At 50.3% G+C, this 12191-nt stretch carries 9 protein-coding genes; 6 read left to right on the forward strand and 3 right to left on the reverse strand.

Translation table 11 applies throughout. The annotated features are described in order from the left end of the window. Positions 1 to 153 precede the first annotated feature (153 nt). On the reverse strand, positions 154 to 900 hold the full coding sequence (locus ACTHTJ_RS03045) for a HesA/MoeB/ThiF family protein (protein WP_440360772.1): 747 nt from the start codon (positions 898 to 900) through the stop codon (positions 154 to 156). A 49-nt stretch (positions 901 to 949) separates the two neighbouring features. Further along, entirely contained in the window at positions 950 to 1414 is a 465-nt protein-coding gene (locus ACTHTJ_RS03050; RefSeq protein ID WP_070646624.1) for a cyclic pyranopterin monophosphate synthase MoaC, read from the reverse strand. A 187-nt stretch (positions 1415 to 1601) separates the two neighbouring features. Between ACTHTJ_RS03050 and ppc the strand changes: the two genes are divergently transcribed. The 4 genes from ppc (at position 1602) to tyrS (ending at position 9979) form a co-directional block, all read left to right on the forward strand. After that, a complete protein-coding gene (ppc, locus tag ACTHTJ_RS03055; RefSeq protein ID WP_440360765.1) occupies positions 1602 to 4304 on the forward strand; it encodes a phosphoenolpyruvate carboxylase in 2703 nt (900 codons plus the stop codon). A gap of 868 nt (positions 4305 to 5172) precedes the next feature. Further along, on the forward strand, positions 5173 to 6264 hold the full coding sequence (ychF, locus tag ACTHTJ_RS03060) for a redox-regulated ATPase YchF (RefSeq protein ID WP_049330669.1): 1092 nt from the start codon (positions 5173 to 5175) through the stop codon (positions 6262 to 6264). A gap of 484 nt (positions 6265 to 6748) precedes the next feature. After that, positions 6749 to 8608, forward strand: coding sequence for an acyltransferase family protein (locus ACTHTJ_RS03065; RefSeq protein ID WP_070584772.1), 1860 nt, complete (start codon positions 6749 to 6751; stop codon positions 8606 to 8608). Positions 8609 to 8683: 75 nt separating this feature from the next. Next, entirely contained in the window at positions 8684 to 9979 is a 1296-nt protein-coding gene (gene tyrS, locus ACTHTJ_RS03070) for a tyrosine--tRNA ligase (protein WP_070584770.1), read from the forward strand. A gap of 174 nt (positions 9980 to 10153) precedes the next feature. Here tyrS and hslO read toward each other — a convergent pair whose 3' ends face one another. Then, the gene (gene hslO, locus ACTHTJ_RS03075) at positions 10154 to 11050 is read right to left on the reverse strand and encodes an Hsp33 family molecular chaperone HslO (RefSeq protein WP_070584768.1); all 897 of its coding nucleotides are present in this window, start codon (positions 11048 to 11050) and stop codon (positions 10154 to 10156) included. Positions 11051 to 11310: 260 nt separating this feature from the next. Here hslO and ACTHTJ_RS03080 point away from each other — a divergent pair, with 260 nt between their 5' ends. Together ACTHTJ_RS03080 and ACTHTJ_RS03085 are read left to right on the forward strand one after the other, a co-directional pair. Further along, positions 11311 to 11940, forward strand: a complete 630-nt coding sequence (locus tag ACTHTJ_RS03080) for a C40 family peptidase (protein WP_070584766.1) — start codon at positions 11311 to 11313, stop codon at positions 11938 to 11940. Positions 11941 to 11948: 8 nt separating this feature from the next. Then, entirely contained in the window at positions 11949 to 12170 is a 222-nt protein-coding gene (locus ACTHTJ_RS03085; RefSeq protein ID WP_004519529.1) for a hypothetical protein, read from the forward strand. Positions 12171 to 12191 lie beyond the last annotated feature (21 nt).

The raw sequence follows: 12191 nt of genomic DNA on the forward strand, positions 1-12191 counted from the left end.
GCCTCAAAAAATTTATTAATCATTGAATCATATCGTGCCACAGGCCGTCTGAAAAGGGAAGAAACGCCTTCCTTCAAGTTTAATGAAAGATAAGTATGATTACTCTAGCGGGTTGCTTAGGCAATGTCGAAACCCCTACCCTGCTTTTTGTCTTTAACGGCCGCCGCAAACCGGGCATTCGGGATTGTGTCTCACCCCGTATTGCTGCCATTTTCCGCTCAACGCGTTATAGGTAGAAAGTTTGCCGTGCGACGGCGTACCGATACCGATCAGCACTTTAAGCGCTTCGGCGGCTTGGGTCGTTCCGATAACGCCGACCAATGGCGAAAAAACGCCGAACAATGCACAAGCGCCGTCGTCGGCTTGTTCGCCGTCAAACAGGCAGGCATAACAAGGCGTATCGGGAAGGTCGGGGCGGTACACGGCGATTTGTCCGTCAAAGCGGACGGCCGCGGCGGAAACCAAAGGCGTGCGCGTGGCAACGGCGGCGCGGTTGACCGCCTGGCGCGTGGGATAATTGTCGGAACAATCAAGAATGATGTCGGCGGCGTTTGCCAATTCGACAAACTTGGCCTCATCGAGAAATTCGGCTATGGCGGTAATGTGTGTTTGGCTGTTGATCTGTTTCAGACGGCCTTGCATGACCAAAGCCTTGTTTTTGCCGATGTCGGCTTCGGTAAACGTGATTTGGCGTTGAAGGTTGGTCTCGTCGACGGTATCGGCATCGGCAATCGTCAGGCGGCCGATACCGGCGGCGGCAAGATACGGCAAGGCCGCCGCACCCAGCCCGCCGCAACCGACAACGAGCGCATGGGCGGCCAAGAGTTTTTCTTGGCCTTCGATACCGATTTCATCCAGCAGGATATGGCGGCTGAACCGCAAAAGTTGTTGATCGTTCATCATAACAATAAGGCCGTCTGAAACCGAATATTCAGACGGCCTGAGTGGTTTAGAAATTGATATTTTCGTAGGCGTTGTCAAACAGGAAAGGACGGCCTTCGCTGCTGGTTTCGGATTCGAGGCGGATGCCGCTGAGCATCATATTGCGGTCAACGTCTTTCATCATGTCGTAAACGCTCAAGAGCGCCAGATTGAGGCCGGTCAGGGCTTCGGTGGCAATGCTGCCGTTGCTGTGCGCTTGGACGGTCAATGTGGCTTTCAGGCAGGCCAGCTCGACGTTAATATCGAAATCAACCTGCACGCCGATGATGCGGCCGGGCAGGTGCAGCGGAATCAGGTTGCCGCTTTGTTTGATGTTTTGAATGGCGGCAACGCGGGCGATGGTCAGGATGCTTGCCTTTTCGGTGGCATTCTCTATCAACACCCGTACCGCCTGCTGGCTCATGTTGATGGTGCCGACGGCGACGGCGGTGTGTTGCTCAGGAAAATCGGGCTGGTTGGGGAATTCGATCATGGGGTTCTCGCCTCTGTTTTGACAGTCAATATTTTACGGCATTTTACAGACACCGGCCACGCGGCGGATACGGACGGCCGTTTTCCGGTTTGAAATGTATCGGACGGCAGCATTGGCAGTTTATAAAAATCTGCTATACAATGGATTCGGGACAAACCTAAATTAACATTTAAATAAGAGAAAAATCATGCAACTGCATATCTTAAACAATCCCAAAGATGCCGCTTTGGCAGCGGATGCGGAATTTTTAAAACAGTCTCTGTTCAATCTGCTGCATGAGGAAGCATCGCCTTTAGTGGTCGAAACCGTTAAGTTGTTATCGACTTCAGACGACAGCGCCGCCTTGATTGAGAAGGTGTTGCCGCAACTGGACGAACAGCAAACTCACGATTTAACCCTGGCCTGCGGCCTGTTCGCACAAATTCTGAACATCGCCGAAGACGTGCACCACGAACGCCGCCGCCAAATCCACGAAGAGGCAGGACACAACAGCGCCGAAGGCAGCCTGACGGAAACCGTGCGCAAGCTCAAAGCCGGAAAAGTCAACGGCAAAGCGGTGCAACAACAACTGGACAACACGGTCGTTACCGCCGTTTTGACCGCGCACCCGACCGAAGTGCAACGCCAAACCGTCTTGAGCTTCAACCGCCGCATCCGCGCGCTACTGCCGCAACGCGAACGCTGCACTAATCCTGATGCACTGGCTCAATTGCGCCGCGAAATCGACACAGTCCTTTTGGGCTTGTGGCAGACCAGCGAAACGCGCCGCCACAAACTCAGCGTCAACGACGAGATCAACAACGGTGTATCCATCTTCCCGATGAGCTTCTTTGAAGCCCTGCCTAAACTCTACCGCACAATGGAACGCGATTTTCAGACGGCCTATCCCGGTGTCCGCGTTCCGAATATTCTCAAAATCGGCGGCTGGATCGGCGGCGACCGCGACGGCAACCCGTTCGTTTCTGCCGAAACCTTGCGTTTTGCGTTCAGACGGCATGCCGACGCCGTATTCCGTTTCTATCGCGGCGAACTCGACAAACTCTACCGCGAATTGCCGCTCTCCATCCGCCGCGTCAAAGTCAACGACGATGTAATGGCACTTTCCGCCCAGTCTCCCGATGAAGAAATCGCCCGCACTGAAGAACCCTACCGCCGCGCCATCGCCTACATCATGGCACGCGCTATGGGCAAGGCACGTTCACTCGGTTTGGGCATGGGCTGCAAATTCGGCTTCCTCGAGCCTTATGCCACGGTTGAAGAGTTCCTCAACGACCTGAAAAAACTGCAACGCTCGCTCCACGAAAACGGCAGCCAACTGCTGGCAGAAGGCCGTCTGGCCGACATTATCCGCAGTGTGTCCGTGTTCGGCTTCCACATGATGCCGCTCGACCTGCGCCAACACGCAGGCAAACACGCCGATGTGGTTGCCGAGCTTTTCCAACACGCAGGTTTGGAAGACTACAACAGCCTGAACGAAGAGCAAAAACAAGCCGCCCTGTTGCGCGAATTGAGCCATCAACGCCCGCTGTACAGCCCGTTCATCACATACAGCGACCATACCCGTCACGAACTGGCGATTTTCAACGAAGCGCGCAAAATCAAAGACGAATTCGGCGAAGATGCCGTTACACAAAGCATTATTTCCAACTGCGAACAACCCAGCGACCTGCTCGCCTTGGCATTGCTGCTGAAAGAAAGCGGCCTGCTGGTGGTGGAAAACGGCAAACCGCACAGCCGCATCAATATCGTGCCTCTGTTTGAAACCATCGAAGCGCTCGAAAACGCCTGTCCGGTCATGGAAACCATGTTCCGCCTCGACTGGTATGATGCCCTGCTCGAAAGCCGCGGCAATATCCAAGAAATCATGCTGGGCTACTCCGACTCCAACAAAGACGGCGGCTACGTTACCAGCTCGTGGTGTCTGTATCAGGCAGAGTTGGGCTTGGTCGAACTCTTCAAAAAATACGATGTCCGCATGCGCCTGTTCCACGGCCGCGGCGGCAGCGTAGGTCGCGGCGGCGGCCCTTCTTACCAAGCCATTTTGGCGCAACCTGCAGGCAGCGTTGCCGGACAAATCCGCATTACCGAGCAAGGCGAAGTCATTACCGCCAAATACGCCGACCCGGGCAATGCCCAACGCAACTTGGAAACCTTGGTTGCCGCGACTTTGGAAGCCAGCATCCTGCCGGATAAAAAAGACCCTGATGCCAAACTGATGCAGGATTTGTCGGACGTATCGTTCAAATACTACCGCGAACTAATTACCCACCCCGACTTCATCGACTACTTCCTGCAAACTAGCCCGATTCAGGAAATCGCCACCCTCAACCTCGGCAGCCGTCCTGCCAGCCGCAAAACCTTGGCGCGGATTCAGGACTTGCGTGCAATTCCGTGGGTATTCTCATGGATGCAAAACCGCCTCATGCTGCCGGCTTGGTACGGTTTCGGCAGCGCAGTGGAAACCTTGTGCGAAGGCAAACCCGAAACGCTCGCTGCCCTGCGCGAACATGCCCAAAGCAACCCGTTTTTCCAAGCCATGCTCTCCAACATGGAGCAAGTGATGGCGAAAACCGACATCACCTTGGCGGAAAACTATGCCGGCTTGAGCGAATCGCCCGATAAAGCAAAAGTCATCTTCGGCATGATCAAGGAAGAATACCAACGCAGTCGCAAAGCACTGCTCGACCTGCTGCAAACCGAAGAGCTCCTGCGCGACAACCGCAGCCTCGCCCGTTCGCTTGCCTTGAGGATTCCATACCTGAACGCCCTCAACGGCCTGCAAGTCGCCATGCTCAAACGCCTGCGTAAAGAGCCCGACAATCCGCACGCGCTGCTGATGGTTCACTTGACCATCAACGGCGTGGCGCAAGGTTTGCGTAATACCGGTTAAGGCAGCATGGAAAAAAGGCCGTCTGAAACAATTTTCAGACGGCCTTTAAACTAACTGCGAACCGTGGCAAAAGCTTTATCCATAAGCCCCATACTGTTTCTCAAACTACTTGCCACTCTTCCCCCTATTTATTAAGCTTGTCCTGTATTTCGGACTATTTTGGGAAATAGCAGATAACCCTCTGCTAATTCAAAGTGTTCACTTAAGTATGGCAAGCGCTTCAGCATGGTAAATAGTCGGCCTACTGACATACCTTACCGCGGCACTGCCACATATCGCCGCACAATACGCTTTCAGACAACCCTGAGGCCGTCTGAAAAACAAAAACATCTCACACCAAGGCAACTATCAATATGTTTGACATTGTATTTATATTGTTATTTGGCAGGCTTCAGCCCCACAAAACACCCGACTCATCCGACACGCCCCTCCCTTTTGGGAGTTCGGCTGCAGGCTCAGCTTTAATTTATTTATGCATACGCATAGGGACAATCATCCTTTATGGTTCGATTTCCGAAGCCATTGACAGCCTCCCCCTCATTCTGTTTCAAACAATCTGCATGTTCGGCTGTCTGGTTTTGTATTTCAAAATGTTACGTACCGCATCCAACCCGAAACACCGTCAGATGATTTATTGGGTACTGGGCATTCTTTTGGGTTTGATCTTAAGCCTCCTATCCGAAAAATTGTTTTATTTAATGGCTTTATTCATTTTCTCATTCTTCGGAAGCACAATAAGCTGAATGCCTGACCCTTCTTTTTTCAGACGGCCTTTTATTATAAGAACACACCAGCATTGCGGCTGTTTTGAGTACCTTCACAATATGCTATAATCCGCCGTTAAACTTTTATCTTTTCAGGAAAAACCATGAGCTTGAAATGCGGCATCGTCGGTTTGCCCAACGTCGGCAAATCCACCCTCTTTAACGCGCTGACCCAATCGGGTATCGAAGCGGCAAACTATCCTTTCTGTACCATCGAACCCAACGTCGGCATCGTTGAAGTCCCCGATCCGCGTATGGCTGAATTGGCAAAAATCGTCAATCCGCAAAAAATGCAGCCTGCCATCGTCGAATTTGTCGATATCGCCGGTTTGGTTGCAGGTGCGAGCAAAGGCGAAGGCCTGGGCAACCAGTTCCTCGCCAACATCCGCGAAACTGACGCAATTGTTAACGTTGTACGTTGCTTTGACGATGACAACATCGTTCACGTTGCAGGCAAAGTCGATCCTATTGCCGACATCGAAACCATCGGCACCGAGTTGGCACTGGCTGACTTGGCCAGCGTCGAAAAAGCCATCGTCCGCGAAGAAAAACGCGCACGCTCAGGCGATAAAGACGCACAAAAACTGGTCGATCTGTGCAAAAAACTGCTGCCTCATTTGGACGAAGGCAAGCCTGTACGCTCCTTCGGCTTAGACGCAGAAGAACTTGCCATGCTCAAACCGCTGTTCCTGCTGACTGCCAAACCTGCCATGTACGTCGGCAACGTTTCCGAAGACGGTTTTGAAAACAACCCGCACCTCGATCGCCTGAAAGAATTGGCTGCAAAAGAAAACGCGCCGGTTGTGGCCGTTTGCGCCGCGATGGAAAGCGAAATCGCCGAATTGGAAGACGACGAAAAAGCCGAATTCCTCGCTGAAATGGGCTTGGAAGAACCGGGCCTGAACCGCCTGATTCGTGCCGGCTACGACCTCTTGGGCCTGCAAACCTACTTCACCGCCGGCGTCAAAGAAGTCCGCGCCTGGACCATCCACAAAGGCGACACAGCCCCACAAGCCGCCGGCGTGATTCACACCGACTTTGAACGCGGCTTCATCCGTGCCCAAGTTATCTCCTACGAAGATTTCATCGCTTTAGGCGGCGAAGCCAAAGCCAAAGAAGCCGGCAAAATGCGTGTGGAAGGCAAAGAATACGTCGTACAAGACGGCGATGTGATGCACTTCCTGTTTAACGTATAAACCCAGTGTAACGCTTTTTCAGACGGCCTTTTCTAAGATTAAGGCCGTCTGAATTTATTTTCAGACGGCCTCATGTCTTGAAATATCAACAAAACAAGACATCATCTCCATAATAAATGCGGGCATGGCCCGTAATTTTTCTTGCTTAAAATCTCTCGTTTCTTACCTACGCCTCACCTAAAAATAGCGCAAGATTACATCATCAATAACAATACCACTGATATGACAATAAATAATTAAACAATACCACATCGTATTGATTCATTATAAAAACAACATATTAAACATTATGTTGAAACTATCAACCGTATTCCTACTCTAATCTATTACTATTCAAACGCATATCATCAGCAATCATTCTAAGAAGGCAAACAAACTGCCCAGTACTGACAAACGATGGCCGACCTCCGAAATACTGCCATTCTCGGCAGGAATCACTTTTCAGACGGCGCCATTAAAATAAACTAATTAAAATCAAAATATTATGAGCAAAGTTTTATCTTACCGCCCAGATATTGATACATTGCGTGCCGTTGCTGTTCTATCCGTTGTCGTTTTCCATATTGAAAAAAACTGGCTGCCTGGCGGCTTTCTTGGTGTTGATATCTTTTTTGTCATTTCCGGCTATCTGATCACGATGATTATCCATCGTGAAATGAGTAGCGGGATTTTCTCGTTCAAAAAATTTTACATCCGCCGTATCAAGCGGATACTGCCCGCATTTTTTACCGTATTGACGGTAACGCTGATATGCGGCTTTCTTTTATTCACCAAAGATGATTTCTTTCTTTTATGGAGGACAGCCCTGTCCACCTTGGGGTTCATCTCCAATATCTTTTTTGCCAAGGGTCAGGGCTATTTCGATCCCATACAAGAAGAAAAACCTTTGCTTCACATTTGGTCTTTATCGGTCGAAGAACAATATTATTTCGTCTTCCCGATATTGCTGTTGCTGGTTGTCCGCAAAAGCTGGCGCACCCAGTTTGCCTTCCTCATCACGCTATGCGTATTCAGTATTTTGGCTTCTTTTATACCGACTGCGCTGGATAAATATTACCTTCCCCATCTGCGCGCCTGCGAAATGCTGATCGGCTCGTTGACGGCAGTGTGGATGCAATATCGGCAACAACAAGGGCTGGATACCGGCAAACAATATGCAGCGGCAGGCGCATTACTTTCCGTATGCGTACTGTTTGCCTGCCTGTTTACCTATACGGAAAAAACTGCCTATTTCCCGGGGCCTGCCGCCGTCATTCCTTGTTTGGCCGCCGCCGCATTCATTTACTTCAATCAATTTGAACACCGGCTGAAAAAATTTTTCCAATGGAAGATTACTGTCGGCATAGGCTTGATTTCCTATTCGCTGTATCTGTGGCATTGGCCTGTATTGGCTTTTATGAGATACATCGGTTCAAATAATCTGCCTTCGTATTCGACTGCGGCCGCGATTGTCCTCATGTTCGTACTCTCTCTGCTTTCTTATTATTGTGTCGAGAAGCCGTTTAAAAACTGGAAAGGCTCTTTTGCCCAATCTGTGACATGGGTTTATGCCGTCCCCATGCTTGTTTTGGCCATTACGCCTTTTCTTGCCATGAAGCTCCCGTTTATGCAGCAATACGACCGTATGGGATTGGCACGTTCCTACACTTCTTGTCACAACAATACCGACAAACAGTGTATTTGGGGTGATACCGACAAACAGCCGGAATTACTGATTCTAGGCGATTCGCATGCCGACCAATATAAAACGTTTTTTGATACCGTCGGCAAAAAAGAAAAATGGTCGGCAACGATGGTTTCTGCGGACAGTTGCGCCTATGTAGAAGATTATGCCGCACCCGTATTCAAGAAAAACGCCTCCTGCCGTGCCGTTTATCAATATGCCAAAGAGCATCTGCCCCAATATTCAAAAGTGCTTTTAGCCATGCGCTGGGGCAGCCAAATGCCTGAAAACAGCCATTCCCTTGCTTACGATGCCGATTTTTTCAAAAAATTCGACCTCATGTTGCAAAAACTTTCTTCGGAAAAACAAGCGATTTACCTGATGATAGACAACCCTAATCTGTCATACAACGGCTTGCGCGCCTATATTCTGTCTTACCGCATACCGGGATTTAGTCAGAATCTTGCCATTGATGAAACAGTCACTTCAAAAGGAAATGAACGCATCAAAGAATTGGCAGAAAAATATGCCAACGTGCATATTATCGATGCCACTGCCTATATTCCGGAGAACTTCAAAATCAACGGATTGCCGGTTTATTCCGATAGAGACCACATCAACCCTTACGGCGGCAGAGAACTGGCCAAGCGTTTTTCTGAAAAACACACGCTTCTTCAGTAAGCCATAGCCATTCATCCGATGAAATTTGTTACAATTAGCAGTTTGTAAAACTGCTAATTTTTTTGGAAGATAACAATGAGCGTCATCAAAGACCTACAATCGCGTGGCTTAATCGCGCAAACTACCGACATCGAAGCCTTAGACGCTTTGCTAAACGAACAAAAAATTTCCCTCTATTGCGGTTTTGACCCGACAGCAGACAGCCTGCACATCGGCCACTTGCTGCCTGTATTGGCATTGCGCCGTTTCCAACAAGCCGGCCATACGCCGATTGCTTTGGTGGGCGGTGCGACCGGCATGATCGGCGACCCAAGCTTTAAAGCCGCCGAACGCAGCTTGAATTCTGCTGAAACCGTTGCCGGTTGGGTTGAAAGCATCCGCAACCAACTGACCCCTTTCTTAAGCTTTGACGGCGACAACGCGGCCATTATGGCTAACAATGCCGACTGGTTCGGCAGCATGAACTGCCTCGACTTCCTGCGCGACATCGGCAAGCATTTCTCTGTCAACGCCATGCTGAACAAGGAATCCGTCAAACAGCGTATCGAGCGCGACGATGTGGGCATTTCCTTTACCGAATTCGCCTACTCCCTGCTGCAAGGCTACGACTTTGCCGAATTGAACAAACGTCATGGCGCAGTTTTGGAAATCGGCGGTTCCGACCAATGGGGCAACATCACTGCCGGTATCGACTTGACCCGCCGTCTGCACCAAAAACAAGTATTCGGCCTGACCCTGCCTTTGGTAACCAAATCCGACGGCACCAAATTCGGTAAAACCGAAGGCGGCGCGGTATGGTTGAACGCAAAGAAAACCTCTCCGTATCAGTTCTACCAATTCTGGCTGAAAGTGGCCGATGCCGATGTGTATAACTTCCTGAAATACTTTACCTTCCTGTCCATCGAAGAAATCGATGCCATCGAAGCGAAAGACAAAGCCAGCGGCACCAAGCCAGAAGCGCAACGCATTCTCGCCGAAGAAATGACCCGTCTGATTCACGGCGAAGAAGCCCTTGCAGCCGCCCAACGCATTTCTGAAAGCCTGTTTGCCGAAGACCAAAGCCATCTCACCGAAAACGACTTCGAGCAGCTGGCACTCGACGGCCTGCCGGCTTTTGAAGTTTCCGAGAGCCTCAACGTGGTGGAGACTTTGGTGAAAACCGGTTTGGCGTCTTCCAACAAAGAAGCGCGCGGTTTTGTAAACAGCAAAGCGGTTTTGCTCAACGGCAAACCTGCTGAAGCCAACAATCCGAACCATGCCGCTGAAAAACCTGACGATGCCTACCTGCTGACCGACGAACACAAACGTTTCGGCAAATACACCATCGTCCGCCGCGGTAAACGCAACCATGCTTTGTTGGTTTGGAAATAATCTTTAAACGCATCGTTTAAAAACAAAAGGCCGTCTGAAAACCAAGTTGTTTTCAGACGGCCTTTTATATGGATGCATCACAGCAATGAAACTGTGCAAAAAGAAAGGACAGAACTTACGCTCGTCCTTTTTTCTCAAGAGTCAAACTGCTTTAAGAAACTTGCTTATTTCGGATTACTGCAAACGCTCATTTTCTTGGCGTACAGCATTCACCACATCCGCGCCAAACAAAGCGTTGACATCGGTTTCATCAAACACATACTTGCTATGGCAGAAATCGCAATCGATTTGAATGCTGCCTTGTTCTGCCACCACGCCACCGACTTCCTGACCACCAAGCATCAACAGCATATCGCTGACTTTGCCACGGGAGCAGGTGCAGGCAAACTCGATGGCTTCCGGTTCAAAAACGCGGGGCGGGGTTTCATGGTAAAGGCGGTAAAGGGCGTGATGCGCATCCAAACCGGTCAATTCTTGCGGAGTAAGCGTTTGCGCAAGCGTAGTCACATGCTCCCACGCGGCATCATCCAATTCTTCTTCCGGCAGGCGTTGCAGCAATAATGCACCTGCTGCTTGGTCGTCGGCGGCAAGCGTAATATAGGTATCGAGCTGCTCGGAACGTTTCATATAGTTGACCAGCATTTGCGCAATGCTGTCGCCTTCCAGCGGCACAACACCTTGCCAAGGGTCGGCATCTTTAGGCTGATGGGTCAAAACGAACACGCTGTTTTCGCCCAACAGCGCAGTCAGGCTTTCATCATCACGAATTTCAGCGGTTCCGTCCCAACGCGCGGTAGCACGGACAGTATTTTCAGAAGTCGCTTCCACCACCAACATTTTCAGACGGCCCTGACCTTGAACTTGAACAATCAGCGCGCCTTCGTTTTTAAGGTTGGCAGACAATAAAGAACCGGCGGCCAACAATTCGCCCAATGCGCGACGGATGGCGACAGGATAATGTTTTTGGTTGACGATGTGGTGCCAAACCTTTTCAAGGCGGATGTGCATGCCGCGGATAGGCATATCGTCGAAGATAAAGCGTGTACGGATATCGCTGTGATTTTGTGTCATATCAGTCTCTGAAAATAAATCAATGAATGCCGCTTATATGGTTGCAGCGGCGGATAAATCAAGCAAAACCGCGTTTGATGTTTTTCTAGTTTGTTTGGAAACAAGGGTTTAACGCAAAATAACAGCAGTTTTTTTGCCAAAAAGACGGTTTTTGAATACAATCAAGCAGATAACAAGAGAATGATACGGGATAACATCTCAGAAACCGGCAATGTGCCTGCAATCGGCAGGGAATGCCTTCTGAAACGGAAGTTTTTACAATGAATTTTTTACTCCGGCTCGCAGCAGTTTGGACTTCGGTCGCCATGCTCGCGAGCGTCAATTTTTCTTACGCCGATGATTTGGAAAACCTGATTACCACCCGTCAGCGTGTTTTAAACCAATTCAACGACAACGCCAACGTTTACGGCAATACGCGTCAGGCAACCCCTGTCCACCCCGTCAATACACGCCCCGCTCCAAGCAACAATACGCGCGCACCTTCAGGTAATTCAGACGAATTGATCGGCAGCGCCATGGGCTTGCTCGGCGTAGCCTACCGCTACGGCGGCACATCAGCCTCTACCGGCTTTGACTGCAGCGGCTTCATGCAACACATCTTTAAACGCGCCATGGGCGTAAACCTGCCGCGCACCTCTGCCGAACAGGCGCAAATGGGCGTTGCCGTGAACCGTTCCGAGTTGCAGCCGGGCGACATGGTCTTTTTCCGCACCATGGGTCGCGGCCGTATTTCCCACGTCGGCCTTTACATCGGCAACAACAATTTCATTCACGCGCCGAGAACGGGCAAACGTATCGAAATTACCAGCCTCGGCCACAAATATTGGAACGGAAAATACGCCTTTGCCCGCCGCGTGAAGAAAAACGACCCATCCCGTTTCTTGAATTGAGGTGCACGATGGCGATGCCGCAAATGCCCAAATGGTATGACGACGACGGTCAGATTGTTTCCTGCACCGAAAAAGTCAAAGTCATGACCGAAAACTTAAACGAACTGTACCAAATAGCGCAGGACGCATTTGAAGACGCGCTGCTGATGGGTTGCTCCGAAAAACAGTTGCGCGAATACTTCCGCGACTTAATGGCCGGACTGGAAAACCCTTATCAAAAAAACGGTTAGTGATTCGATTCATACAAAAAA

It is taken from the genome of Neisseria sp. P0018.S001 (assembly GCF_051957355.1).
In the GTDB taxonomy this organism is placed as follows: Bacteria; Pseudomonadota; Gammaproteobacteria; order Burkholderiales; family Neisseriaceae; genus Neisseria; species Neisseria subflava_A.